The organism is Rhizobium sp. BK619 (assembly GCF_014195245.1).
Lineage (GTDB): Bacteria > Pseudomonadota > Alphaproteobacteria > Rhizobiales > Rhizobiaceae > Rhizobium > Rhizobium acidisoli.
This window is the reverse complement of sequence record NZ_JACIBH010000001.1, coordinates 463,496-489,138: the sequence shown is the minus strand read 5'-3', so window position 1 is coordinate 489,138 and position 25,643 is coordinate 463,496. Positions and strand designations below refer to the sequence as shown.

General features: G+C 62.9%; 19 protein-coding genes and 1 pseudogene. 9 read left to right on the top strand and 11 right to left on the bottom strand.

Going from position 1 to position 25,643, the window contains the following annotated elements; translation table 11 throughout:
- The first annotated feature begins 81 nt into the window (after window positions 1-81).
- The 4 genes from traA to FHX14_RS02230 all read left to right on the top strand — a co-directional run bounded on the left by traA (window position 82) and on the right by FHX14_RS02230 (window position 8,114).
- Complete coding sequence (traA, locus tag FHX14_RS02245) at window positions 82-4,728, top strand: Ti-type conjugative transfer relaxase TraA (RefSeq protein ID WP_184376250.1); 4,647 nt, start codon at window positions 82-84, stop codon at window positions 4,726-4,728.
- 204 nt (window positions 4,729-4,932) lie between these two features.
- Window positions 4,933-5,655, top strand: a complete 723-nt coding sequence (locus tag FHX14_RS02240) for a FadR/GntR family transcriptional regulator (RefSeq protein WP_037074324.1) — start codon at window positions 4,933-4,935, stop codon at window positions 5,653-5,655.
- Window positions 5,652-6,824, top strand: a complete 1,173-nt coding sequence (locus FHX14_RS02235) for a PLP-dependent transferase (RefSeq protein WP_184375855.1) — start codon at window positions 5,652-5,654, stop codon at window positions 6,822-6,824. Before FHX14_RS02240 ends, FHX14_RS02235 begins: the two co-directional genes overlap by 4 nt.
- Window positions 6,825-6,854: 30 nt before the next feature.
- On the top strand, window positions 6,855-8,114 hold the full coding sequence (locus FHX14_RS02230) for a sugar ABC transporter substrate-binding protein (protein WP_003594548.1): 1,260 nt from the start codon (window positions 6,855-6,857) through the stop codon (window positions 8,112-8,114).
- A 27-nt stretch (window positions 8,115-8,141) separates the two neighbouring features.
- Here the strand turns inward: FHX14_RS02230 and FHX14_RS32870 are convergent.
- Window positions 8,142-8,338, bottom strand: a pseudogene (locus FHX14_RS32870) (hypothetical protein); the annotation flags it as partial.
- Between FHX14_RS32870 and FHX14_RS02225 the strand changes: the two are divergent.
- The 4 genes from FHX14_RS02225 (at window position 8,310) to pepT (ending at window position 12,470) form a co-directional block, all read left to right on the top strand.
- Window positions 8,310-9,245: a sugar ABC transporter permease gene (locus tag FHX14_RS02225; RefSeq protein WP_003594549.1), complete on the top strand. Its 936-nt coding sequence runs from the start codon at window positions 8,310-8,312 to the stop codon at window positions 9,243-9,245. The pseudogene FHX14_RS32870 and the gene FHX14_RS02225 sit on opposite strands and share 29 nt — an antisense overlap.
- 4 nt (window positions 9,246-9,249) lie before the next feature.
- Window positions 9,250-10,080: a carbohydrate ABC transporter permease gene (locus tag FHX14_RS02220; protein WP_003594550.1), complete on the top strand. Its 831-nt coding sequence runs from the start codon at window positions 9,250-9,252 to the stop codon at window positions 10,078-10,080.
- A 4-nt stretch (window positions 10,081-10,084) separates the two neighbouring features.
- On the top strand, window positions 10,085-11,143 hold the full coding sequence (ugpC, locus tag FHX14_RS02215) for a sn-glycerol-3-phosphate ABC transporter ATP-binding protein UgpC (protein ID WP_054185019.1): 1,059 nt from the start codon (window positions 10,085-10,087) through the stop codon (window positions 11,141-11,143).
- 94 nt (window positions 11,144-11,237) lie between these two features.
- A complete protein-coding gene (gene pepT / locus FHX14_RS02210) occupies window positions 11,238-12,470 on the top strand; it encodes a peptidase T (RefSeq protein WP_003594552.1) in 1,233 nt (410 codons plus the stop codon).
- Between the two features lie 37 nt (window positions 12,471-12,507).
- Here pepT and FHX14_RS02205 read toward each other — a convergent pair whose 3' ends face one another.
- The 5 genes from FHX14_RS02205 to FHX14_RS02185 all read right to left on the bottom strand — a co-directional run bounded on the left by FHX14_RS02205 (window position 12,508) and on the right by FHX14_RS02185 (window position 17,334).
- Entirely contained in the window at window positions 12,508-13,371 is an 864-nt protein-coding gene (locus tag FHX14_RS02205) for a cell wall hydrolase (protein ID WP_179613094.1), read from the bottom strand.
- Between the two features lie 158 nt (window positions 13,372-13,529).
- Window positions 13,530-14,570 carry a sulfate/molybdate ABC transporter ATP-binding protein gene (locus FHX14_RS02200; protein ID WP_003594557.1) on the bottom strand — a complete coding sequence of 347 codons (1,041 nt, stop codon included), beginning with the start codon at window positions 14,568-14,570 and terminating at the stop codon, window positions 13,530-13,532.
- A 10-nt stretch (window positions 14,571-14,580) separates the two neighbouring features.
- A complete protein-coding gene (gene cysW, locus FHX14_RS02195; RefSeq protein WP_003594559.1) occupies window positions 14,581-15,453 on the bottom strand; it encodes a sulfate ABC transporter permease subunit CysW in 873 nt (290 codons plus the stop codon).
- On the bottom strand, window positions 15,443-16,300 hold the full coding sequence (gene cysT / locus FHX14_RS02190; RefSeq protein ID WP_184375853.1) for a sulfate ABC transporter permease subunit CysT: 858 nt from the start codon (window positions 16,298-16,300) through the stop codon (window positions 15,443-15,445). Before cysT ends, cysW begins: the two co-directional genes overlap by 11 nt.
- Window positions 16,301-16,308: 8 nt before the next feature.
- Entirely contained in the window at window positions 16,309-17,334 is a 1,026-nt protein-coding gene (locus FHX14_RS02185) for a sulfate ABC transporter substrate-binding protein (protein WP_184375851.1), read from the bottom strand.
- Between the two features lie 359 nt (window positions 17,335-17,693).
- On the opposite strand from FHX14_RS02185, the gene FHX14_RS02180 reads away from it, so the two are divergent.
- Window positions 17,694-18,710 (top strand): porin, encoded by a 1,017-nt coding sequence (locus tag FHX14_RS02180; RefSeq protein WP_003594564.1) that lies wholly within the window; start codon window positions 17,694-17,696, stop codon window positions 18,708-18,710.
- Window positions 18,711-18,759: 49 nt separating this feature from the next.
- On the opposite strand, the gene FHX14_RS02175 is transcribed toward FHX14_RS02180, so the two are convergent.
- The 5 genes from FHX14_RS02175 to kdpB form a co-directional block, all read right to left on the bottom strand.
- Window positions 18,760-19,215 (bottom strand): PTS sugar transporter subunit IIA, encoded by a 456-nt coding sequence (locus FHX14_RS02175; protein WP_184375849.1) that lies wholly within the window; start codon window positions 19,213-19,215, stop codon window positions 18,760-18,762.
- 23 nt (window positions 19,216-19,238) lie between these two features.
- Window positions 19,239-19,931, bottom strand: a complete 693-nt coding sequence (locus tag FHX14_RS02170; protein ID WP_003594567.1) for a response regulator transcription factor — start codon at window positions 19,929-19,931, stop codon at window positions 19,239-19,241.
- Window positions 19,928-22,636 carry a sensor histidine kinase KdpD gene (locus tag FHX14_RS02165; protein WP_184375848.1) on the bottom strand — a complete coding sequence of 903 codons (2,709 nt, stop codon included), beginning with the start codon at window positions 22,634-22,636 and terminating at the stop codon, window positions 19,928-19,930. Before FHX14_RS02165 ends, FHX14_RS02170 begins: the two co-directional genes overlap by 4 nt.
- 179 nt (window positions 22,637-22,815) lie before the next feature.
- Complete coding sequence (gene kdpC, locus FHX14_RS02160; protein WP_184375846.1) at window positions 22,816-23,385, bottom strand: potassium-transporting ATPase subunit KdpC; 570 nt, start codon at window positions 23,383-23,385, stop codon at window positions 22,816-22,818.
- 14 nt (window positions 23,386-23,399) lie between these two features.
- Complete coding sequence (kdpB, locus tag FHX14_RS02155) at window positions 23,400-25,460, bottom strand: potassium-transporting ATPase subunit KdpB (protein WP_184375844.1); 2,061 nt, start codon at window positions 25,458-25,460, stop codon at window positions 23,400-23,402.
- Between the last annotated feature and the right edge of the window lie 183 nt (window positions 25,461-25,643).

The window sequence follows — 25,643 nt, the reverse complement described above, 5'->3', positions numbered from 1 at the left end:
CATCGGCTCTACGGTCCGATCTGTTCGAGGGCGCAATATACGTCGCTGTCGCGACGTGCCTGGATCAATCTGGAGACACCAGTGGCGATCATGTTCGTCAGAGCGCAGGTGATCAGCAGGGGGGCGGGACGCAGTATCGTCTCGGCCGCCGCTTATCGTCATCGCGCCCGGATGATCGACGAACAGGTGGGAACGTCGTTCAGCTATCGCGGCGGCGCCTCCGAGCTGATGCATGAGGAACTGGCGCTGCCCGATCAAATCCCGGCCTGGCTGAAGAATGGGATCGACGGGCAATCTGTCGCCCGGGCGAGCGAAGTGCTTTGGAATGCGGTCGATGCCTTTGAGAGGCGGGCGGATGCGCAGCTTGCCCGGGAACTGATCATCGCGCTGCCGGAAGAGCTGACGCGGGCAGAGAACATCGCGCTGGTGCGCGACTTCGTTCGCGACAATCTCACCTCGAAAGGAATGATCGCCGACTGGGTCTATCACGACAAGGATGGCAACCCGCATATCCACCTGATGATGACGCTCCGGCCGCTGACGGAGGAAGGATTCGGGCGGAAGAAAGTTGCGGTTCTGGGAGAGGACGGCAAGCCGTTGCGTGTCGTCACCCCCGACCGGCCGACCGGCAAGATCGTCTATAAGGTCTGGGCCGGTGACAAGGAAACGATGAAGGCGTGGAAGATCGCCTGGGCGGAGACGGCCAACCGGCATCTGGCGCTCGCCGGCCATGAGATCCGCCTCGATGGGCGCTCCTATGCCGAACAGGGCCTCGACGGTATCGCGCAAAAACATCTCGGGCCGGAGAAGGCCGCACTCGCCCGCAAGGGCAGGGAACTCTACTTCGCGCCGGCTGATCTTGCACGGCGCCAGGAGATGGCCGACCGGTTGCTCGCCGAGCCGGAGCTTCTGTTGAAGCAACTCGGCAACGAACGCTCGACCTTCGACGAGAGGGATATCGCCAAAGCGCTACACCGCACTGTCGACGATCCCGCGGACTTCGCCAACATCCGCGCCCGGCTGATGGCGTCGGACCAGTTGGTCATCTTGAAGCCGCAGGAGATCGATCAAGAGACAGGGAAGGCGGCCGAGCCTGCCGTGTTCACCACGCGGGACATCCTGCGTATCGAATATGACATGGCGCTGTCGGCACGGGCATTGTCGGCGCGCGGTGGCTTCGGTGTTTCCAGGCGGCACGTTGAAGCGGCGATTGATCGCGTCGAGAGCGGCGATCCCCAAACGCCGTTCCGGCTCGATGCGGAGCAGGTCGATGCCATCCGTCATGTCACCGGTGATAGCGGTATTGCCGCCGTCGTCGGCCTGGCCGGGGCCGGCAAATCGACGCTGCTTGCCGCGGCCCGTCTCGCCTGGGAAGGCGAGGGGCACCGGGTGATCGGCGCAGCCCTTGCGGGCAAGGCGGCGGAAGGGCTGGAAGACAGTTCCGGCATCACCTCGCGCACACTTGCCTCGTGGGAACTCGCCTGGGCAAATGGGCGCGACACGCTCCATCGCGGGGATGTGCTGGTCATCGACGAGGCCGGCATGGTGTCGTCGCAGCAGATGGCCCGTGTGCTGAAGATTGCCGAGGAGGCTGAGGTAAAGGTCGTTCTCGTCGGTGACGCGATGCAGCTGCAGCCGATCCAGGCAGGTGCTGCCTTTCGGGCAATCACCGAACGGATCGGCTTTGCCGAGCTTGCCGGCGTGCGCCGCCAGCGTGAGGCGTGGGCCCGTGACGCCTCACGGCTCTTTGCCCGCGGCGAGATCGAGAAAGGTCTCGACGCCTATGCTCAACAGGGGCATCTGGTCGAGGCGGATACGCGCGAGGAAGCGATCGATCGGATCGTCTCCGACTGGGCTGTTGCGCGCAAGCAGGCAATCGGTCGGTCGATCTCGGAAGGTAGAGATGGCCATCTTCGCGGCGACGAGCTGCTCGTGCTCGCCCACACCAACGACGATGTCCGCAAGCTGAACGAGGCGCTGCGATCGGTGATGACGCAAGAGGGGGCGCTCGGCGAAAGCCGGAGCTTCGGGACCGAGCGCGGGACGCGGGAATTTGCCGTCGGCGACCGCATCATCTTCCTGGAAAATGCTCGCTTCCTCGAGCCGCGGGCCAAGCACTCCGGGCCGCAATACGTCAAGAACGGCATGCTCGGCACGGTCGTCGCGACCGGTGACAAACGCGGCGATCCGCTGCTGTCGGTTCTGCTCGACAATGGCCGCAAGGTCGTCTTCAGCGAGGAGAGCTATCGCAATGTCGATCACGGCTATGCCGCAACGATCCACAAATCGCAAGGCGCCACCGTCGACCGCACCTTCGTGCTCGCCACCGGCATGATGGACCGGCATCTGACCTATGTGTCGATGACCCGGCATCGTGACCGCGTCGACCTTTATGCAGCGAAAGAGGATTTTGAGCCGAGACCGGAATGGGGACGCAAACCGCGTGTCGATCACGCCGCGGGTGTCACCGGCGAGCTTGTCGAAACCGGCGAAGCCAAATTCCGGCCCGATGATGAGGATGCCGACGACAGCCCCTATGCCGATGTCAGGACGGATGACGGAACCGTCCATCGCCTGTGGGGCGTCAGCCTGCCGAAAGCGCTCGAAGACGCCGGCATCTCCGACGGCGACACCATTACGCTGCGCAAGGATGGTGTCGAGCGGGTCAAGGTCCAGATTGCCATTGTCGACGAGGCGACAGGTCACAAGCGCTACGAGGAGAGGGAAGTCGACCGCAACGTCTGGACGGCCAGACAGATCGAAACCGCCGAAGCGCGCCAGGAGCGCATCGAGCGGGAAAGTCATCGGCCGGATGTGTTCAAGCAGCTCGTCGAGCGATTGTCGCGTTCCGGCGCCAAGACGACGACGCTCGATTTTGAAAGCGAGGCCGGTTATCGCGCCCAGGCGCAAGACTTCGCTCGGCGCCGCGGGCTCGATCATCTTTCGCTCGCCGCAGCCGAGATGGAGGAAAGCCTTTCCCGGCGCTGGACGTGGATTGCCGCAAAGAGGGAGCAGGTGGAAAAGCTCTGGGAAAGGGCAAGCGTGGCGCTCGGCTTTGCCATCGAGCGAGAACGGCGGGTCGCCTACAACGAGGCGCGAACTGAATCCCACATCGTCTCGGGCGCAAGCGCTGGCGAAGCACACTATCTGATCCCGCCGACCACTTCGTTCGTCAGGAGCGTCGAGGCGGATGCGCGGCTGGCACAGCATTCCTCGCCGGCCTGGACGGAGCGGGAAGCAGTCCTTCGGCCGCTGCTCAATAAGATCTACCGGGATCCGGATGCAGCACTTGTTGCCCTGAATGCGCTCGCCTCGGACGTCGGCACTCAACCCCGCAGGCTCACTGATGATCTTACGGCAGCACCCGACCGGCTCGGCCGGCTGCGTGGTTCCGAGCTGATCGTCGACGGACGCGCGGCGCGCAACGAGCGCGAGGTCGCCATGGCGGCTGTGAGGGAATTGCTTCCCTTGGCCCGGGCCCATGCGACCGAGTTCCGCAGAAACGCCGAACGGTTCGAACTCCGTGAACAGACGCGTCGCTCCTATATGTCATTGTCGATCCCTGCGCTCTCCGAACGCGCAGCGGCGCGTCTTATGGAGATTGAGGCGGTGCGCAGCCGGGGTGGGGACGACGCCTATAAGTCGGCCTTTGCGCTCGCCGCCGAGGACCGCACCATCGTGCAGGAGATCAAGGCGGTCAGCGAAGCGTTAACGGCCCGCTTTGGCTGGAGTGCATTCACCTCGAAGGCGGATGCGGTTGCTGAACGCAACATGGAGGGGCGCATGCCGGAAAATCTGCCGGCCGCCCGGCACGAGGAACTGACTGGGCTGTTCGAAGCCGTGAAGCGTTTTGCCGAGGAGCAGCATCTCGCCGAGCGGCAGGATCGCTCGAAGATCGTCGTGGCTGTCAGTGCCGTTCCGGCCAAGGAGCCAGAGAAAGGGGTAGGGAAAGAGAATGTGCCCGTGCTGCCCATGCTCGCCGCCGTCACCGAGTTCAAGACGTCGGTCGACGACGAGGCTCGATTGCGAGCGCTCTCCAACCCTCTCTATCGCCAGCAGCGTGCCGCATTGGCCAACGTCGCGACAACCATCTGGCGCAATCCGTCAGGTGCCGTCGACAAGGTCGAGGAACTGCTCCGGAAAGGCTTTGCTGCTGATCGCATCGCCGCCGCGGTGGCAAACGATCCGGCCGCCTACGGTCCGTTACGTGGCTCCGATCGCCTGATGGATCGGATGCTGGCGTCCGGCCGGGAGCGGAAAGAGGTGATGCGGGCCGTGCCCGAAGTGGCAGCCCGCCTGCGGTCGCTTGGGACCGCCTATGCAAACACCCTCGAAGCCGAGCGTCGGGCCATTATCGAAGAGCGCCGGCGGATGGCGGTTGCCATTCCGGGCTTGTCGAAAGCTGCGGAAGAGGCGATCCAGCGGCTGACAGCGGAAGCGAAGAAGAATGGTCGGAAGCTGAGCGGTTCCGTTGGTTCTCTCGATCCGAGCATTCGCCGGGAGTTCGCCGCCATCAGCAAGGCGCTTGACGAGCGTTTCGGGCGAAATGCCATCATCCGCGGTGAAAAGGATCTCATCAATCGGGTCCCGCCGGCGCAGCGCCCGGCCTTCGCGGCGATGCAGGAGAGGTTGAAGGTCCTGCAGCAGACCGTCCGCCAGGAAAGCAGTGAGCAGATTATCGCGGAACGGCGCGAACGTGCTGTCAACCGTGGCCGCGGCATCGGGTGAAGACCGACGAAGAAGCGAAGCGGGCAATCGTGGAAACCAAGCGCGGCTTTCCTGCCCGCACCCACCTGAACGACGGCCGCTACATCGACTAAAATTTGATGCGAAAGAGGCGGGAGAGTGGACTTGACGTCCTTCCTCGTTTGAGAAATGCTAAGATGTCAGACCAATTTCAAGCCTGACTGCCTGATAGAAAAATGGGGAACCATGAAGGCAAACCTTAGCGACAGGCCGGTGATCAGGCCGCTTCCCGTCATGGACCGCGCGCGTCAGGTGACCGATGCGCTGGCGGATTATGTCGAGGATGCGCGCTTGCAGGCGGGGGACCGGCTGCCGGCGGAGCGCGAGTTGATGGCGGCCCTTGCTGTCGGGCGTTCCACGATTCGCGAGGCGATCCGCCACTTCCAGGCGCTCGGGGTGATCGAGACGCGCAAGGGCAGCGGCACCTATCTGTTGAAGCCGGTGTCTAGGGCGACGATCCATATGCCGCTGTCCTTCGATGCGGTGCATCTGCGCGATGCGCTGCTGCAAACGCTGGAGGTTCGCCGCGGAATTGAATGCGAGGCGGGCATGGTCGCAGCGAGACGGCGCACGGCGAAGGACCTCGTCGTCATCGAGGAAAAACTCAACGAGATGGAGCGGGTGCACCTGGAGAAGGGCACCTCGGGGCCGGAGGATCTGGCTTTCCATCTCGCCGTTTACGACGCCACCCACAATCCGCTGTTTCGCCAGCTTCTCGAGCAGATGCGCGAGACCTTCGAGCGCTTCTGGGAGCATCCCTTCGACCGGCAGGATTTCGCCCGCCGGTCCTTTCCCTTTCATCGCACCCTTTTCAACGCGATCGCGGCCGGGGATGCCGAGGCGGCGCGTGCGGAAACATTGAAGATCCTCGACATTGTCGAGGAAGACATCAAGGAAATGTCCAAATGAACAGCGGCGAAGACCCGTTCGATCTTGCCTCCATCATCACCGCCCACGACGACGGCAACTTCGCCGACGCCGTCGTGCCGCCGATCTTCCAGACTTCGCTTTTCACCTTTTCCGATTATGACGAGATGATCACCGTCTATCGCGGCGAGAAGGTACGGCCGACCTATACGCGCGGGCTGAATCCGACCGTGCGCGCCTTCGAAGAAATGCTGGCAAAACTCGAAGGTGCCGAGGATGCGCTCGGTTTTGCGAGCGGCATGGCGGCGATCTCGTCAGCCGTGCTGAGCTTCGTCGAGCCGGGCGACCGCATCGTCGCCGTCAAACATGTCTATCCCGATGCCTTCCGCCTGTTCGGCACTATCCTGAAGCGGATGAAGATCGAGGTGACCTATGTCGACGGGCGCGACGAGGAGGCAGTTGCCAAGGCGCTGCCCGGCGCCAAGCTCCTGTATCTGGAAAGCCCGACGAGCTGGGTGATGGAGGCGCATGATGTCGGCGCGCTCGCGGCGCTTGCCAAGCGCCACGGCGTCGTCTCGATGATCGACAACAGCTGGGCGAGCCCGTTCTTCCAGCGGCCGCTGACGCTCGGCGTCGATCTTGTCATCCATTCGGCCTCGAAATATCTCGGCGGCCACAGCGATGTGGTGGCGGGCATCGTCGCCGGCTCGAAAGAAATGATCGCGCGCATCAAGGCAGAGGCCTATCCCTATCTCGGCGGCAAGCTTTCGCCCTTCGATGCCTGGCTCTTGATCCGCGGCCTGCGCACGCTGCCGCTGCGCATGCGGGCGCATGAGGCATCGGCACTCGAGATCGCCCGGCGCGTGCAGAAGCTCGAGGTGGTGGAGACGGTCTGCCACCCGGGCCTCGCCAACCGCCTGCCTGCCGGCCTCAACGGCACCTCCGGCCTGTTTTCCTTCATCTTCCGCGACGGCGTCGATATCCGCGCCTTCGCCGACCACCTCAAGCTCTTCAAATTGGGTGTAAGCTGGGGTGGTCATGAAAGCCTGATCGTACCGGGCGAGGTGGTGCTGCAGCAAAAGGCACAGCCGAATTCCGCGCAAACCTTTGGCATCCATGCGCGATCCGTACGCCTCCATGTCGGCCTCGAAGGAACCGAGGCGCTGTGGAGAGACATCGAGGAGGCGCTTGCCGCCGCCTCGCAATCCTGAAACCCAAGAACCTAAAAGGGGGAACTGAGCATGAAAAAACTAATAATCTCGACGCTCTTTGCTTCGATGATGGCGGGTACGGCCTTTGCCGATACCACGCTCAAGCTTGTCGAAGTCATCACCAGCCCGGAGCGCACCGAAACGCTGAAATCGATCGTCGGCAAGTTCGAGGCGGCCAATCCCGGCACCAAGGTCGACATCATCTCGCTGCCCTGGAACGAAGCCTTCCAGAAGTTTGCGACCATGGTATCGGCCGGTGACGTGCCCGATGTGATGGAGATGCCCGATACCTGGCTGTCGCTCTATGCGAATAACGGCATGCTCGAAAGCCTCGAGCCCTATCTCGCAAAGTGGGAGCACACCAAGGAGCTGACGCCGCGCGCGCTCGAACTCGGCCGCGACGTCAAGAACACCGCCTATATGCTGCCCTACGGCTTCTATCTCCGGGCGATGTTCTACAACAAGAAGCTGCTTTCGGAAGCCGGTGTCGCAGCGCCGCCGAAGACGCTGGAGGAGTTCACCGCCGCTTCGGAAAAGATCTCCAAACTGCAGGGCAAATACGGCTACTGCATGCGCGGCGGTGCCGGCGGCCTCAACGGCTGGATGATTTTCGCCGCCTCGATGGCCGGGTCGAACAAATACTTCAAAGAAGACGGCACCTCGACGATGAACAGCCCAGGCTGGGCCAAGGGCATCGAATGGATGGTCGATCTTTACAAGAAGGGCTATGCGCCGAAGGACAGCGTCAACTGGGGCTTCAACGAAGTCGTCGCCGGCTTCTATTCCGGCACCTGCGCCTTCCTCGACCAGGATCCGGATGCGCTGATCGCCATTGCCGAACGCATGAAAAAGGAAGATTTCGGCGTCATGCCGCTGCCGAAAGGCCCGGATGGCAAGTCCTTCCCGACGATCGGCTATGGCGGCTGGTCGATGTTTTCGACCAGCGGCAACAAGGATCTCTCCTGGAAGCTGATCGCCACCCTCGAAGGGCCGGAAGGCAATATCGAGTGGAACAAGCGCATCGGCGCCCTGCCGGCCTACACGGCGGCCGAGAAGGATCCTTTCTATGCCGGTGACCAGTTCAAGGGCTGGTTCGAGGAGCTGGCGGACCCGAACACGGTGCCGACTGTCATGCCGACCTACCTCGAGGAGTTTGCCTTCTTCAAGGATTCGTTGGCGATCAAGACCTCGCAGCAGGCCTTGCTCGGCGATATCTCGGCGAAGGATCTGGCCGACCAGTGGGCGGACTATCTGACCAAGGCGCAGCAGAAGTTTCTGAGCAAGAAGTAGGTGGGGTGATGGGGGCTTCGAGGCAGAAGCCCCCTCATCCGCCTGCCGGCACCTTCTCCCCGCTGGGGAGAAGAGACTCGTGGCGGCGCCTCATTCCCCTTCTCCCCGGCGGGGAGAAGGTGGCCCGAAGGGTCGGATGGGGGGGCCGCACGCGCATTGAAAGCCTTGATTACACGTGATGGAAACTGCAATCCGATGACCACTTCCGCCGATACGCTCGACATGCGTCGCGACCGCAGGCCATGGCTGCGTCGTCTTGCCGATGCTTCGGAGCCATATCTCTACAGCGCGCCGTCGCTGATCCTGATCATTGCGGTGATGCTGGTGCCGCTGACCTTGGGCGTTTCCTACGCCTTCCGCGATATCCAGCTGCTCAACCCGTTTTCCGGCGGCTTCATCGGGCTCGATCATTTCCGGGAGCTTGCCGGCGATCCGGCCTTTTACGGAGCGCTGAGGAACACGCTCTGGTGGACCGGCGCCTCCGTCGTGCTGCAGTTCGTCTTCGGCCTCATCCTGGCGCTACTGCTCGACAAGCCGTTTCCGGGCCGGGCGATCGCGCAGGCTTTGGTCTTCCTGCCCTGGGCGGTGCCGTCCTTTCTTGCCGGCCTCAACTGGGCCTGGCTGTTCAATCCGGTCATCGGGCCGATCCCGCATTGGCTCTTCGGGCTCGGGCTGATGCATGAGCCGGGCAATATCCTTTCCGATCCCAATTATGCGATGTGGGGGCCGATCGTCGCCAATGTCTGGTGGGGCATTCCCTTCTTTGCGATCACGCTGCTGGCCGCCCTGCAGGCGATCCCGCGCGATCTCTACGAGGCGGCGTCGATCGACGGCGCCGGCTGGTTCCAGCGTTTCCGCTCGATCACCCTGCCGTTTCTGGCGCCGACCATTGCCATCACCGTGCTCTTGCGCACCGTGTGGATCTCCAATTTCGCCGATCTCATCGTCGTCATGACCAATGGCGGGCCAGCCGACCGCACCCAGATCGTCGCGAGCTATATCTTCACCACGGCGTTCAAGCGGCTCGATTTCGGTTATGCCTCGGCGATCGCGCTGGTGCTGCTCGTGCTGCTGCTTGCCTATTCGATGCTGATCATCCTGCTGCGGCAGACGCTGCTGAACAAGGATTGAGCCGATGAGACGATCCGCCATCCCCACCATCGCGCACCGCCTGGCAATCCTCTGCTATATCGCCTTTGCGCTCTTCCCGCTGTTCTGGCTGCTCAAAGTGTCGGTGACGCCGAACGACCTGCTCTATAGCGAAGGCGTGCGCATGTGGCCGTCGCGCACGACATGGGATCACTATGCCTTCGTGCTGCAGCACAGCGCCTTTCCGACCTTCTTCAAGAACAGCCTGATCGTCTCGGCCTCGACGGCGGTGACGGTGACGATCTGCGCCTCGCTCTCCGGCTACGCGCTGTCGCGCTTCAATTTCCGGGCAAAATACTGGATCGTCGCGCTGATGCTGCTGACCCAGATGTTCCCGCTCGTCATGTTGGTGGCGCCGATCTTCAAGATCCTGTCGCCCTTACATCTGACCAACAGCCTCACCGGTCTCGTCATCGTCTACACCGCCTTCAACGTGCCTTTCGCCACCTTCCTGATGCAGTCCTTCTTCGACGGCATCCCCAAGGATTTGGAAGAGGCGGCGATGATCGACGGGGCGACGCAGTTCACGGCGTTTCGCCAGATCATCCTGCCGCTGACGCTGCCAGGGATCGCCGCCACGCTCGGCTTCGTTTTCACCGCCGCCTGGAGCGAGCTGCTCTTTGCGCTGATGCTGATCAACGGCAATGACGCGGCAACCTTCCCGGTCGGGCTTCTCACCTTCGTTTCGAAATTCTCGGTGGATTTCGGGCAGATGATGGCGGCGGGCGTCATGGCGCTCATTCCGGCCGGTCTCTTCTTCCTGCTCATCCAGCGTTATCTCGTCCAGGGCCTGACGGCCGGCGCGGTCAAGGGTTAAACAAATGGCATCGATCGATATCCAGAATCTCCGCAAAGCCTATGGCCATGTGCAGGTGCTGCACGGCGTCGATCTTGAGATCAAGGACGGCGAATTCGTCGTGCTGGTCGGGCCGTCCGGCTGCGGCAAGTCCACGCTGCTGCGGATGATCGCCGGGCTGGAGGATGTCACATCAGGCGAGATCCGCATTGCCGGCGCCCGGGTGAACGAACGGCATCCCAAGGACCGCGACATCGCCATGGTGTTCCAGTCCTATGCGCTTTATCCGCATATGAACGTCGCCGGCAATATGAGCTACAGCCTGAAACTGCGGAAGACGGCGAAGGAGAAGATCGCCAGCGCCGTCTCCGCCGCCGCCGCCAAGCTCGGCCTCGATCCGCTGCTCGAACGCCGGCCGAAGGCGCTTTCCGGCGGCCAGCGCCAGCGCGTCGCCATGGGCCGCGCCATCGTGCGCCAGCCGAAGGCCTTCCTGTTCGACGAGCCGCTCTCCAATCTCGATGCGCGGCTGCGCGAACAGATGCGCGCCGAAATCAAGAAGCTGCACGGTGACCTGAAGGCGACCTCGATCTACGTCACCCATGACCAGATCGAGGCAATGACCCTGGCGGACCGGATCGTCGCCATGCATGGCGGCGTGGTGCAGCAGGTCGGCAGTCCGCTCGAACTCTACGACCACCCCGCCAACCTGTTCGTTGCCGGCTTCATCGGCTCGCCGGGGATGAATTTCCTCGCGGCGAGCTATGTCGAAGGCGGCGTCAAGCTGCAGGACGGGACGATCGTGCTGCTGGCAAAGCCGCTGCCGCTTGAAGACGGCGCCAAGGTGACACTCGGCATCCGGCCGGAGCATGTGCTGATGACGACTGACGGGGCGGGACTTGCCACCGATGTCGAACTCGTCGAGCCCACCGGCTTCGGCATCATCCTGCATCTTGCCCTGCACGGCCTGCCGTTCAAGATCTTCACGCTCGATCGCGAAGCGCTGAAGGCAGGACCGAAGGTCAATGTGGCTTTCCCGGCGCAGTACCTGCATGTGTTCGACGGCGAGGGAATACGCGTCGATTGATCGGGTCAATCCTCACGCATTGCGAGCGGAAAAAACTTTTGCCGCATCGCCCGTGAGGATTATATCAACCAGGTGATTTGCTGGATTGGATGCCATGACCGACACTGTTCTCGACCGCTTTCTCCGTTATGTCGTTATCGACACGCAATCCGACCCTGCCTCGTCCACGCAGCCGACCACCGAAAAGCAGAAGGATCTCGGCCGGGTGCTGGTCGATGAACTGCTGAAGATCGGCCTGGCCGATGCGCATCTCGATGAACATGGTTATGTCTATGCGACCATTCCTGGAAATAGCGACAAGGCGGTGCCGGTCATCTGCTTCTGCTCGCATATGGATACCGCGCCCGATTTCAGCGGCACGGGTGTCAGGCCGCAAATCATCCGCAATTATGTCGGCGGGGATATTCAGCTCGTCGGCGATCCGAGCCGGGTCATTCGCGTTTCCGAGCATCCCGAGCTGAACAACCAGCTCGGCAACGACATCGTCACCACCGATGGGACGACCTTGCTCGGCGCCGACGACAAGGCCGGGCTGGCGGAAATCATGACCGCGGCCCAAGTGCTCGTCGACAATCGCGAGATCCGGCACGGGACGATCAAGATCCTGTTCACGCCCGACGAGGAAGTCGGGCGCGGCGTCAACAAGGTCGACTTAAGGAAACTCGGCGCCGACTTCGCCTATACGATGGACGGCGAGACATCAGGCCATATCGAGGACGAGACTTTCTCGGCCGATGGCGTCGAGATCGCTATTTCAGGCGTGGCGATCCATCCGGGCTTTGCCAAGGACCGGATGGAGAACGCCATCAAGATCGCTGGCGCCATCATCGACCGGCTGCCGAAGGAGATGGCTCCGGAGACCACCGAGGGCAAGCAGGGCTTTATCCATCCCACCGGCGTCACCGGCTCGATGGAAAGGGCCTCGCTCAGCCTTATCATCCGTGACTTCACCGACAAGGGACTGGTGGAAAAGGAAACGATGCTCGAAGCCATCGTCAAGGAGGTCATGGCCGGCTATCCCGGCTCGACCTATCATTTCCAGGTCAAGGAACAGTATCGCAACATGAAGGTGGTGCTCGACCGGCACCCGGAGATCGTCGACAATGCCATCGAAGCCGTGCGCCGGGCCGGCATGACGCCGGTGCGCGGCAGCATCCGCGGCGGCACGGACGGCTCGCGCCTCTCCTTCATGGGCCTGCCATGCCCGAACATCTTCGCCGGCGGCCACGCCTTCCACTCGCCGCTCGAATGGGTCAGCCGCCAGGATATGGAAAAGGCGGTCAAGACGATCGTCGAACTGGCCAAGGTCTGGGAAGAGCGCGCCTGAGCGCCCTGCACTTTAACCCATAACCGGAACGGCGGGCTTAGCCGCCGTTCGCTGCGACACTGCCGCGCAGCATGACGCTGTCATAGGCGGGGCGGGGAATGGGGATCGCGATCGGCATTCCCGGGTCGGGTTCGATCGAGGTTTCCGGCGCGGTCACCGGGGCCGTGATCTGCATCGGCATGGGATTGGCAATCGGCGCCATACGTGCCGTCGGCGTCGCATTGATCGCCGACATCGTGCTCGCTGTCGCCATCGGGTCGGGCGCCGGCAGCGGAACCGGAACGGCCGACGGGATCAGCGCGTCGAATTGCGGCGGCAGCATGCTTTCGCCAGGCACATAGTTCATCGCCACCTCATAGGCGGGCAGCGGCGGCGGTGTTTGGAGCATGCCATCGGCGCCGCGCTTCTCGTAGAAGGCGTTGCCGCCGGCGACCGCCACATAATGCATGTTGTTGTAGGGGAATTTCAGCCCGTCGGTGTGGAAGAACATCGCATCCTTGACCGCGGGATGACGGGCGCCTTTGAGGATGGCGTCGGCGGCGGTCGCCAGCTCGGTTTCGGCCTGCGGCTTGACTTCGCGCGTCATCACGCCGGGAGCAAACTGTTTTTCCTGGGCGACGACGCCGCAGATCGAAGGCGGATAGGCGCCTGACGTCAGCCGGTTCATGACCACGGTTCCGACGGCCATATAGCCGTCCTCATCGGAATGCTGCGATTCGAAATACATCGCGCGCTGCAGGCAGTCGCGGTCCTTGTTCGTGTAGTTGAAGGTAACTTTCGCCGGTTGCTTTGTCTTCGCCGCCGTTGCCGCCGGTTTCGGTGTCGTTGTGCAGCCTGCGGCCGCCAGCCCTACGAACAAAATCCCGATCAGGGATTTTCCAAAGGAAATCTCCGCCCTCAACGCAAGGTGCCTCCTGTGGGATTAGTCCTACTTATTAACGTGAAAATCTTTTACTCGTCATGTGACAAAAATACAAACAACCATAGATAACAAAAAGCCAAAGGGACTCTCGCCACATGAGAGTCCTGCGAGGAGTCGGGTCGTGACAACAACCTCCATCAGCTGCGGAACAGCTTCCAGCGGGTCGGTTTGAAGGCCACGCGGTGGCGGTCGAGCCTGTCGGCCTCGCTCGGCGGCAGCTCGATCTCGATATGCGGGCGGTCGTTGCCGATATCCAGTTCGATATGGCGGGTGCCGGCGACGCGGCGGCTGGAAACCGGTTGGCCGGCGATGCAGTTTTCAGCTGATTCGCAGAGCCTGACGTCATGCGGGCGGAAGTAGAGCTGCGCGGTGCCGTCCGGCTCGCCCTCGGCATTGAGGCCGAGCGAGCGGCCTTCGAATCGAATGTCGCCATCTGAGATTTCCACCTGCAGGCAGTTCGACTGCCCGATGAAGCCGAAGACGAAGGGGGAGTTCGGATTGTCGTAGACCTCATCCGGCGTGCCGACCTGCTCGATTGCGCCCTGGCTCATGACGACGACGCGGTCGGCGAGCTCCAGCGCCTCGTCCTGGTCGTGGGTGACGAAGACGGTGGTGTGGCCGGTGCGGTCGTGGATCTCGCGCAGCCATTTGCGCAAGTCCTTGCGCACCTGGGCGTCGAGCGCCCCGAAGGGCTCGTCGAGCAGCAGCACGTTCGGCTCGACGGCCATGGCACGAGCGAGCGCCACACGCTGGCGCTGGCCGCCGGAAAGCTGGGCCGGGTAGCGTTTTTCAAGGCCGGAGAGCTGCACGAGGTCGAGCAGTTCCAGCGCCCGCTTGCGGATATCGGCCTTGGCCGGCCGCCGCGCGCTATTTCTGACTCGCAAGCCGAAGGAGACGTTGTCGAGCACCGTCATGTAGCGGAAGAGGGCATAATGCTGGAAGACGAAGCCGATATTGCGCTGCTGCACTGATTTCTTCGAGGCATCTTCGTCGCCGAAGAAGATCTGCCCCTCCGTCGGGCTTTCCAGCCCGGCGATCAGGCGCAGCAATGTCGTCTTGCCGGATCCGGACGGGCCAAGCAGGGCGATCAGCTCGCCGGAGCGGATGCCGAGCGAGACATCATGCAGCGCCGGGAAACGATCGAATTCCTTGCGGATGTTTTGAACGCGTACTTCCATTCCAAATCCTTCAGTGCCGCCGGCTGGCGGAGATTTCAGCGCTATAGCGCATTTCCAGCAGCGTCTTCAAAACAAGAGTGACGAGCGCCAGCAAGGCCAAAAGCGTGGCGACGGCAAAAGCGCCGGTGAAATTATACTCGTTATAGAGAATCTCCACCTGCAGCGGCATGGTGTTCGTCTGGCCGCGGATATGGCCCGACACCACCGAGACGGCGCCGAATTCGCCCATGGCGCGGGCGTTGCAGAGCAGCACCCCATATAGCAGGCCCCATTTGATGTTCGGCAGCGTCACGTGCCAGAAGGTCTGCCAGCCGCTGGCGCCAAGCGAAAGGGCGGCCTCTTCGTCGGCCGTCCCCTGTTCCTGCATTAGCGGGATCAGCTCGCGGGCGACGAAAGGGAAGGTGACGAACATGGTGGCGAGGATCAGGCCCGGCACCGCAAACAGGATCTTGATGTCGTGGGCGCTGAGCCACTGGCCGAGCCAGGTATTGGCGCCGAACAACAGCACGAAGACCAGGCCGGATATGACGGGAGAAACCGAGAAGGGCAGGTCGATCAGCGTCGTCAGGAAAGCTTTGCCCTTGAACTCGAACTTGGCGATCGCCCAGGCGGCGGCAACCCCGAAGATGAGGTTAAGGGGAACGCTGACACCGGCAACGATCAGCGTCAGGCGGATCGCCGAGAAGGTTTCGGCATCGCCGAGCGCCTCGATGAACGGGCCGGGTCCCTTGCGGAAAGCCTCGACAAAGACGGCGGCCAGCGGCAGCAGCAGGATCAGCAGCAGGAAGATCAGCGAGACGATGATCAGCGTGCAGCGGGCGATGCGGTTTTCGGTGGTCACCGAACGCAGCTTCACCGGTTGAGCGGTTGTATCAAGCGCCATAGCCGTACCTCCGCCTGCTCCAGCTCTGGATGAGGTTGATGACCAGCAGCATGGCGAACGAGATGATCAGCATGATCGCCGCGATGCCGGTCGCTGCCGCATAATTATACTCTTCGAGTTTGATGATGATCAAAAGCGGCGCGATCTCCGATTTGAACGGCAGGTTGCCGGCGATGAAGATGACTGAGCCGTATTCGCCGACGCCGCGGGCAAAGGCGAGCGCAAAGCCGGTGAGCACGGCAGGCGCCAGCCCCGGCAGCAGCACGCGGAAAATCGTCTGGAAGCGGTTGGCGCCGAGCGTTGCCGCGGCCTCTTCCACTTCCATGTCGATTTCCTCCATAACCGGCTGCACGGTGCGCACCACGAAGGGCAGGCCGACGAAGATCAGCGCGATGACGATGCCGGCCGGCGTGAAGGCGATCTTGATGCCGAGCGGTGTCAGGAACTGGCCCATCCAGCCGTTCGGCGCATAGAGCGTCGTCAGGGCGATGCCGGCGACGGCGGTCGGCAGCGCGAACGGCAGGTCGACCATGGCGTCGATGATGCGCTTGCCGGGAAAGCGGTAGCGCACCAGAACCCAGGCAAGCAGGATCCCGAAGACGGCATTGACGATCGCGGCGATGAAGGCGCTGCCGAAGCTGATGCGCAGCGCGTTCAGCGTGCGCGGATCGAGCGCGATCGACCAGAATTTCTCCCAGCCGAGCGCGCTCGACCGGACGGCAAGGCCCGAGAGCGGGATGAGGATCAGAAGGGTGAGCCAGGTCAAGGTAAAGCCGAGCGCCATTCCGAAACCCGGAATGACGCTCGGCCGTCTAAACCGCCACCGCGTGGGGCTATGTGCTTTCATGAAGTCTATTATTGGGCCGGCTTATAGATCTGGTCAAATACCCCGCCGTCGCCGAAGAATTTCGGCTGCGCTTCCTTCCAGCCGCCGAAGTCGTCGATGGTCGCGAGCGTCAGCTTCGGGAAGCGGGCGATATCGGCCGGATCGGCGGCTTCAGGCTTGAACGGCCGGTAATAATGCTTGGCGGCGATCTTCTGGCCTTCGTCCGAATAGAGGTAGTTGAGATAGGCTTCGGCGACCTTGCGCGTGCCCTTCTTGTCGACATTGCCGTCGACGACGGCGACCGGCGGGTCGGCGCGGATGGAGAAGCTCGGGGTGACGATCTCGAACTGGTCGGGGCCGAGTTCTTCGAGCGAAAGATAGGCTTCGTTTTCCCAGGCAAGCAGCACGTCGCCGAGGCCGCGCTGGACGAAGGTGGTCGTGGCGCCGCGCGCGCCGGTATCGAGAACCGGAACGTGCTGCAGCAGCTTAGCAACATAATCCTGCGCCTTGGCTTCATCGCCGCCATTCGCCTGCTTGGCCCATGCCCAGGCGGCGAGGAAGTTCCAGCGGGCGCCGCCCGAGGTCTTCGGGTTCGGCGTGATCACCTGCACGTCGTCCTTGACCAGGTCGTCCCAATCCTTGATGCCCTTCGGGTTGCCCTTGCGGACCAGGAAGACGATCGTCGACGTATAAGGCGTCGAATTGTTGGGGAATTTCGTCTTCCAGTCGGCCGGGATCTTGCCGGTGGCTTTGGCAATGGCGTCGATATCGCCTTCGAGGGCCAGCGTCACGACATCGGCGTCGAGGCCGTCGATGACCGAGCGGGCCTGGGCGCCGGAACCGCCATGGGAGGCCTGGATCGTCACGGCTTCGCCGTTGTCCTTTTTCCACTTCGCGGCAAAGGCGGCGTTGAAATCCTTGTACAATTCGCGAGTCGGATCATAGGAAACGTTGAGCAGCGTCTGATCCGCGAAAGCAGGAGCAACGCTCCCGATCGCGAAGCTGCCTGCCATGACCGCGGCTGCGAGGAGCCGGGTGAGCCGTTGTGTCTGCATGGAAACCCTCCTGTTTTCTGTCTTAACTCTATCAAGTCAGTCGTATAATGAAACAAAGGTTCTTCCCGTTCCGGCCTTACCGTTGGAATGTCATTCCATTTGAGGGGTGATTATGAAATAGACGTGCCGAAGTTGGCCGCGGCCAATTGCTAGCCGGCGCCGCCAGCCGCGGGATCGTGCTTTTTCGGCCACAGTTCCTCCACGAAAGCGCCATGGTGGTGCTGATTTTTGCCCAGATTTTGCCGCGATGACACTTGCGGATTCCTATATGGCCACCGTGCGTCCGTCTATTCCGGCCGCTACGCGGGGGCATCCCTTGAAATGTGCCTCGCATTCCAAACCTGTTAGGGCCATTCAAAATGAATATCAGAACTATCCTTTTTGCCTCCGTTGCCGCCCTTGCCGCGGCCTCCGGAGCCCGCGCAGCCGACGCCATCGTGGCGGCGGAACCCGAGCCCGTGGAATATGTTCGCGTTTGCGACGCCTACGGGACCGGCTATTTTTATATTCCGGGGACGGAAACTTGCCTTTCGGTCGGCGGCTACATCCGTACCGAAGTGCGCTTCGGCGACCAGATCTCCGGCGATTCCGACGTAAACTTCTGGACTCGCGGTCAGGTCACCTTCCAGGCCAAGAACGACACCGAGTACGGCACGCTCACCGGCGTCATCACGCTGCGTTACAATGCCGACAATGCCTCCGATCAGGAAGCTCTGCTGGATGAAGGCTATATCGACATTGCCGGTTTCCGCGTCGGTAAGCTCTACAGCTGGTGGGATGACGACATGAGCGGCGAGACCGATACGCTCGCCAGCAACGAGACGACCCACAACTCGATCCGTTATCAGTACGAGTCGGGCGCTTTCGCCGCCGGCATCTCGGTTGACGAACTGGAAGAAGACTACGACACCAAGCCGGGCGAAGGCCCCAACAACTTCGGTGTCGCAGGCCAGGTCTCCTACAAGGCCGGCGCCATCAGCGCTTACCTGCTTGCCGGTTATGACACCGACACCAGCGAAGTCGCCGTCCGCGGTATCGTCTATGCCGACATCGGCCCGGGCACGCTCGGCATTGCCGGCGTATGGGCAAGCGGCGCCAACTACTACTACGAAGAGTCCGAATGGACGATCGCAGCAGAATACGCCTTGAAGATCAACGACAAGTGGTCGGTTACCCCCGGATTCCAGTACTTCGAAAACATCGCTCTCGAAGCTGACGGCAATGGCTTCACCGGCGGCAGCGCCTACACGACTGGCGTCACGATCGACTATCGCATCGTCGACGATCTCCGTACGAAGCTCAGCGTGCAATATCACGATGAGGACGAAGGCGACGACGAAGTGTTCGGCTTCCTGCGCTTCCAGCGCGATTTCTAAGATTGTCTGATTGCAGACGAGGAGGCGCGACCTTCGGGCCGCGCCTTTTTCATACCCTGGAGTCGGCGATGAAATCGGAATAAAATTCGTCGGCCGTCCTTGCCTTGCGCATGGCGGCGAGCACGCCGTCCGATTGCAGCCGCCGGGCGATGGCGGACAAGACGTTCAGATATTCGCCGCGATTGTTCTCCCCGAAAAGCAGCACGAAGGCGATATCGGTCGGGATATCGTCGATCGCCTCGAAATCCAGCGGCTGGGCAAAGCGGAGGAGAAGGCCGCGCGGACTGGTCATGCCGTCGATCGCCGCATGCGGAATGGCGATACCGTTACCGATCCCGGTGGAGCCGAGCTTCTCGCGCGCTTCGAGCGCCTTAAGGATGGTCTGGCCGTCGACGGAGAAGGCCCTGGCCGCCTTGTCCGCTATACCCTGCAGCGCGCGCCATTTCGTCGGCGCCGACACGCCGATGAAGGTGTGTTCCGGCCGGATGATGTTTGGAAGGTTCATGTCATTCTCAATGCTGTTCTGGCTCAATCCGGTTCCCTGAGCCGGTAGCCGACGCCGGTCTCGGTCGTGATATAGTGCGGCTGGTCGGGAATCTGTTCGACTTTTTGCCGCAGCTGCCTGATGTAGACGCGCAGATATTGCACATCTGCCGCCGGCCCCCATACCTGCTTTAGAAGAAACTGGTGGGTCAGTACCTTGCCGGCATGCTGGGCGAGCACCCGCAGGATGTCGTATTCCTTCGGCGACAGTTTTATGTCCTGGCCGTCAACCTTGACGATGCGCTTGACGAGATCGATCGACAGCCCGCCGGTCTGGAAGATTGCCTTTTCCCCTTGCTGCTGCAGCCGGTGGCGCAGCGCCACGCGGATACGGGCGCCGAGTTCGTTGACGCCGAAAGGCTTGGTCACGTAATCGTCGGCGCCGCTTTCCAGCGCCGTGACGATGCCGGCTTCGTCGGTGCGGCTGGAGAGGATGACGATGGGGATGGAAAGCCCTTCATCGCGCCACGCCTGCAACAGGTCGTGGCCTGATATGTCGGGCAGGCCGAGGTCGAGCACGATGAGGTCGGGCAGGCTGTCGGCCACCGACTGACGGGCGCCGGCGGCATTTGCTGCCTCCTGCACCTCGTAACCTTGGGCGGTCAGGCCGACCCGGAGCAGTTTGCGGATCGGCGGCTCGTCGTCGACGACGAGGATTTTGACGGCTGAACCGGTCATTTGAGTTCATCCAGTTTCGGAATGTCGGTGGGCTTCGGCAGGCGGATGGTGAAGACGGCGCCGGAGCGGCCCGTCCGGTTGCCGGCCGCGATCGTGCCGCCCATCGCCTCGATGAAGCCGCGGCAGATGGAAAGGCCAAGTCCGGTGCCGGCGCGCACCTGGTCGCCCTTGCGCACCCGGTAGAAGGTGTCGAACACGCGGGTAAGATCGGCCGGCGGGATGCCCGGACCTTCGTCGGAGACCTGCAGGACGACATTGTCGGCATCGGCCCAGCCGCCGATATGGATCACCGATCCCTCGGACGCGTATTTCGCGGCATTGTCGAGCAGGTTGAAAATTACCTGCTCGAACAGAACCGGGTCGACGCGCACCATCGGCAGGTCGGCTGGAATGCTCATCTCGGTTCTGTGCCGTTCGAGCATCTTTGCGGCGCGACGCAGGGCGCTGCCGACGATATCGCCGGCATAATGCAGCGCACTGTTCGGCTCCATCGCGCCGGATTCGATTTTGGTCATGTCGAGCAGGTTGGCGATGAAACGGTTGAGGCGCTCGGATTCGTCGACGACGGTGGAGAGCAGATCGCTGCGGTCCTCCTCCGGCATCGAGGCGAAATAATCGCGCAGCGTGCCGGCGGCGCCGAGGATGGCGGCAAGCGGGGTCTTCAGGTCATGTGAGATCGAGGTGAGCAGCGCCGAACGCAGCCGGTCGGCTTCGGCCGCGAGCCTTGCCCGGTCGACATCGGCGACGAGCTGGACGCGTTCGATGGCAAGCGCCGCCTGGTCGGCCAGCGCGTCGAGCAGCCGCTGCTGCTCCGGCGTCAGCAGCGGCCCGTCGCGTCGGTCGCTGTCGAGGCCGATGACGCCGACGGCGGTGCGGCCGGTTCTGAGCGGCACGTAGAGCCGCTTGGCGCCGGGCAGCGTATCGGCGCCGCGGCCGGCGGCGTGATTGTGCTCCCAGGCCCAGCGGGCGGCGGCAATATCGGCATCGTCGAGCGTGTCGTCGGGCGGATAGCCGGCCTTGACGGCGATGCTGCCCTCTTCTGGCAAGAGCAGCACGACGCGGACCTTCAGCATCGAGGCGAGCTGGAAGGCGGTTGCCCAGAGCACGTCGTCGAGCGTGCCGGTGCCGGCGAGTTTCTTCGAGAAAAGATAGAGATCTTCGGTCGTGCGCGCCCGCTGCCGGGCGGCGGCGGCCTGACGCTGCACGGTCGCGGTCAGATTGCTGGCGATGATGGCGACGCCCAAAAAGAAGAACAGCGCAAGCACGCTTTCCGGATCGCTGATCGTCAGCGTGTAGCGCGGCGGCAGGAAGAAGAAGTTGAAGGACAGCGCGCTGAGGATACAGCTGTAAAGCGCCGGCCGCAGCCCATGCAGCACGGCCGAGGTCAGCACCGCCATCAGGAAGACCAGGGCGAGGTTGCGCACGTCGAGCACCTGGTCGAGCACGATGCTGACGCCGAGCGCGATAGCGACATAGACGGTTGCCAGCAGATAAGCCCGCAAATCCAGCTGCGGCGCAGTGGCGGCCGCCTTGACACCGCGCGCGGTGGTGCCGTCCTTCCCGGTGCCGGAGATGACGTGGACGCTGATCTCGCCGGTCTTGCGGATCAGCTCGTCGGTGATCGAGCGACCCCACCAGTCGCGCCAGGTCGGCTTCTTCGGCGCGCCGATGACGATATGGGTGACGTTGTTGGCGCTGGCGTGGCGGACGAGTTCGTCGGCCACCTCGCGGCCGGGGATGGTGATCGCCTCGCCGCCGAGCTGCTCGGCAAGCCGCAGCGTCGAGGCGATGGTATCGCGCTCGGCTTCGCTGAGGTTGATCGAGCGGTTGGTCTCGACATAGACAGCCGCCCAGGGCGCCCGCAGCCGCGAGGCCATGCGCGAGGCGTAACGCACCAGCGAGGCTGACCGCGGGTGATGATCGACCGAGACGAGGACGCGTTCGCCCGCCGCCCAGGGGCCCGATATGGCGTGGGCCTGCATATGGGTGAGCAACTGATCGTCGACGCGCTGGGCGGTCTTGCGCAGCGCAAGCTCCCTCAGCGCCGTCAGATTGCCCGGCGTGAAATAGTTGGTCAGCGCCCGCTCGGCCGTGCGCGGCATGTAGACCTTGCCGTCATGCAGCCGCTTGATGAGATCGTCCGGCGTCAAATCGATGATCTCGACGTCGTCGGCAAGATCGATGATCGAGTCCGGCACCGTCTCGCGCACCCGGATGCGGGTGATCTGCGAGACGACGTCGTTCAGGCTCTCGACATGCTGGATGTTCAGCGTTGAATAGACATCGATGCCGCGGTCGAGCAGTTCCTTGACGTCGAGGTAGCGCTTCGGATGGCGGCTGCCCTCGGCATTGGTATGGGCGAGTTCGTCGACCAGCACGAGATCCGGCCTGCGGGCGAGGATGCCGTCGAGATCCATCTCCTCGAGCGACCTTCCCTTATAGTCGATTTCGACGCGGGGAATAATCTCGAAGCCGGCGAGCAGCGCCTCGGTCTCCTTGCGGCCATGGGTCTCGACGACGCCGATGACAACATCGAAACCATCGGCGATCTTGGCGCGGCCGGAAAGCAGCATCTCATAGGTCTTGCCGACGCCGGGGGCGGCGCCCAGGAAGATCTTCAGACGGCCGCGCGTTTCCGCCCGGGCTCTTTCGAGAAGCGCATCGGGCGATGGCCTGCCGGCCTGGTCGCGATTGTCGTCTGGCATGCGTGTGGTCTTTCCTGTCGGCGAGGCTTGCTCCACGTTCCCTCATCCCTGTGCTCGTCCGAGGGATCCAGCAGCGTCGCGTCCGCGACGCTAAGGACTCTTTTCACGCGAAAGACTTCGCGTGGCTGGATTCCTGTGACAAGCACAGGAATGAGGGCGAGGTTGTGGCCCGCCTACCTTTACTCAGTCATAGAAGCATCAAGCCTCTGGTTCAACGCCAGAACATTGGCCGTAGGCTCGCCGAGAAGGCCGAGCTCGCGGGCCTGGATGGCGCCGTCGACGAGCGCCTTGATCTTGGCCTCGTCGATGTTGCGCGCCTTGGCGACGCGGGCCACCTGGAAGTAGGCGGCTTCGGGCGAAATGTCGGGATCGAGGCCGCTGCCCGACGCCGTGACGAGGTCGGCCGGCACTTCCGAATTCGGGTTCGTCGCCTTGGCTGCTTCGTAGTCGCCTTTGACGCGGTCGATCAGTTTCTGGCTGGTCGGGCCGAGGTTCGAGCCGCTGGAGGCGGCGGCATTATAGCCGTCGCCGGCAGCTGAGGGACGGCCGTGGAAATATCTGTCTGAGGTGAAGGCCTGGCCGATCAGGGTCGAGCCGATCACCTGGCCGTTCTTCTCGACCAGGCTGCCGTTCGCCTGGGCGGGGAAGAGGGCCTGGGCCGCCCCGGTCATGGCGAGCGGGTAGAGAAGGCCGGTGATGGCGGTGGTGGCGACGATCATGACGACCGCCGGGCGAAATTCTCTAAACATTGTTCTTAACTCCTTTAAGCGAGGCCGAGGGCTGCGACGGTCAGGTCGATCGCCTTGATGCCGATGAAGGGGACGATGACGCCGCCGAGGCCGTAGATCAGCAGGTTGCGCGACAGAAGCGCGCCGGCGCCGATCGGACGGTAACGCACACCCTTCAGCGACAACGGGATCAGCGCGATGATAACAAGCGCGTTGAAGATGATTGCCGAGAGGATGGCACTTTGCGGCGTCGAAAGTCCCATGATGTTGAGCACGCCGAGCTGCGGGTAAAAGGTCAGGAACATCGCCGGGATGATGGCGAAATACTTGGCGATGTCGTTGGCGATCGAAAAGGTCGTCAGCGCGCCGCGCGTCATCAACAGCTGCTTGCCGATCTCTACGATCTCGATGAGCTTCGTGGGGTCGCTATCGAGGTCGACCATGTTGCCGGCCTCGCGGGCGGCGACCGTGCCGGTGTTCATGGCGACGCCGACATCGGCCTGGGCAAGCGCCGGTGCATCGTTGGTGCCGTCGCCGCACATGGCGACGAGCTTGCCTTTGGCCTGTTCCTCGCGCATCAGCGCCAGCTTCATCTCCGGTGTGGCCTGGGCGAGGAAATCGTCGACGCCGGCTTCGGCGGCGATGGCCGCTGCCGTCAACGGATTGTCGCCTGTGATCATCACCGTGCGGATGCCCATGCGGCGGAGCTCGGTGAAGCGCTCGCGGATACCGCCCTTGACGATATCCTTCAGCTGGATGACGCCGAGCAGCCTGCCGTCGCGGGCAACGGCGAGCGGCGTGCCGCCCGATTTGGCGACCTCGTCGGCCAGCGACTGCAGTTCGCGAACGATCTCGCTGCCATTCTTCGAAGGGGCATCGCCGTTGACATAGGTGAGCACGGCATCGACCGCACCCTTGCGGATCGAAGCGCCTTCGAGGTCGACGCCGCTCATGCGGCTCTGGGCGGTGAAGGGCACGAAGGTGGCCTTGAGGCTCGCCATGTCGCGGCCGCGGATTGCATATTTCTCCTTGGCGAGCACGACGATGGAGCGTCCCTCAGGCGTTTCGTCGGCCAGCGAGGCAAGCTGGGCGGCGTCGGCGAGATCCTGTTCGGAAACGCCGCGAACCGGGCGGAAGCTCGTCGCCTGGCGGTTACCGAGCGTGATCGTGCCGGTTTTGTCGAGCAGCAGCGTGTCGACGTCGCCGGCCGCTTCGACAGCGCGGCCGGACATGGCGAGCACGTTGAAGCGGACGAGACGGTCCATGCCGGCAATACCGATCGCCGACAGCAGCGCGCCGATCGTTGTCGGGATCAGGGTGACGAAGAGGGCGACGAGCACGATGATCGGGATCGAGCCGCCGGCATAGATGGCAAAGCTCGGGATCGTCGCGGTGGCGAGCACGAAGATCAGCGTCATGCCGGCAAGCAGGATGTTGAGCGCGATCTCGTTCGGCGTCTTCTGGCGTTCCGCACCTTCGACCAGCGCGATCATCCGGTCGAGGAAGGTCGAACCGGCGGCTGCGGTAATGCGCACGCGGATCCAGTCGGACAGCACCTGGGTGCCGCCGGTCACCGCCGAGCGGTCGCCGCCGGATTCGCGGATGACAGGGGCGGATTCGCCGGTGATTGCCGCCTCGTTGACGGAGGCCACCCCTTCGATGACCTCGCCGTCCGAAGGGATGATGTCGCCGGCCTCGACCAGCACGATATCGCCGACCTTGAGACTGGTGCCGGGCACCATGCGGTAGTCGCTGCCATTGTTGGTGGTAAGCAGCTTGGCCTGGGTTTCGGTGCGCGCCTTGCGCAGCGAATCCGCCTGCGCCTTGCCGCGGCCTTCGGCGACGGCTTCGGCGAAATTGGCAAACAGCACGGTAAACCAGAGCCAGAGATTGATCTGGAAGGAGAAGCCGAGATTGCCGTTGCCGGCGACGAGGTCGCGCAGGAAAAGCACGGTGGTCAGCACCGAAACCGTGGCCACGACGAACATGACCGGGTTTCTGGCAAGTGCCCGCGGGTCGAGCTTCTCGAAGGCGGCAGCGATGGCCGGGATGAGAATGCGAGAATCCATGATGCTCGCGGATTTTGCCTGGCTCATAAGAGACTCCAGCTTGGAACGAGGATGGCGAACCTTGCGGTCAGCCCTGTAAAATCTTGAAGATCACCGCGGCGACGAGCAGGCCTGCCAGCATCACCAGGATGATGTCGGAGGCCTGTAGCCTCGGGCGGTTCCCACGTCCCGGCACACCGGGACGTGGGTGAGAAGCGTGGCGAAGCCTGT

Coding starts and splice junctions, on each gene's coding strand:
- FHX14_RS02240 (WP_037074324.1), top strand. CDS start 4,933: ATGAAGGCAAACCTTAGCGACAGGCCGGTGATCAGGCCGCTTCCCGTC.
- FHX14_RS02235 (WP_184375855.1), top strand. CDS start 5,652: ATGAACAGCGGCGAAGACCCGTTCGATCTTGCCTCCATCATCACCGCC.
- FHX14_RS02230 (WP_003594548.1), top strand. CDS start 6,855: ATGAAAAAACTAATAATCTCGACGCTCTTTGCTTCGATGATGGCGGGT.
- FHX14_RS02225 (WP_003594549.1), top strand. CDS start 8,310: ATGACCACTTCCGCCGATACGCTCGACATGCGTCGCGACCGCAGGCCA.
- FHX14_RS02220 (WP_003594550.1), top strand. CDS start 9,250: ATGAGACGATCCGCCATCCCCACCATCGCGCACCGCCTGGCAATCCTC.
- ugpC (WP_054185019.1), top strand. CDS start 10,085: ATGGCATCGATCGATATCCAGAATCTCCGCAAAGCCTATGGCCATGTG.
- pepT (WP_003594552.1), top strand. CDS start 11,238: ATGACCGACACTGTTCTCGACCGCTTTCTCCGTTATGTCGTTATCGAC.
- FHX14_RS02200 (WP_003594557.1), bottom strand. CDS start 14,570: ATGGAAGTACGCGTTCAAAACATCCGCAAGGAATTCGATCGTTTCCCG.
- cysW (WP_003594559.1), bottom strand. CDS start 15,453: ATGGCGCTTGATACAACCGCTCAACCGGTGAAGCTGCGTTCGGTGACC.
- cysT (WP_184375853.1), bottom strand. CDS start 16,300: ATGAAAGCACATAGCCCCACGCGGTGGCGGTTTAGACGGCCGAGCGTC.
- FHX14_RS02185 (WP_184375851.1), bottom strand. CDS start 17,334: ATGCAGACACAACGGCTCACCCGGCTCCTCGCAGCCGCGGTCATGGCA.
- FHX14_RS02180 (WP_003594564.1), top strand. CDS start 17,694: ATGAATATCAGAACTATCCTTTTTGCCTCCGTTGCCGCCCTTGCCGCG.
- FHX14_RS02175 (WP_184375849.1), bottom strand. CDS start 19,215: ATGAACCTTCCAAACATCATCCGGCCGGAACACACCTTCATCGGCGTG.
- FHX14_RS02170 (WP_003594567.1), bottom strand. CDS start 19,931: ATGACCGGTTCAGCCGTCAAAATCCTCGTCGTCGACGACGAGCCGCCG.
- FHX14_RS02165 (WP_184375848.1), bottom strand. CDS start 22,636: ATGCCAGACGACAATCGCGACCAGGCCGGCAGGCCATCGCCCGATGCG.
- kdpC (WP_184375846.1), bottom strand. CDS start 23,385: ATGTTTAGAGAATTTCGCCCGGCGGTCGTCATGATCGTCGCCACCACC.
- kdpB (WP_184375844.1), bottom strand. CDS start 25,460: ATGAGCCAGGCAAAATCCGCGAGCATCATGGATTCTCGCATTCTCATC.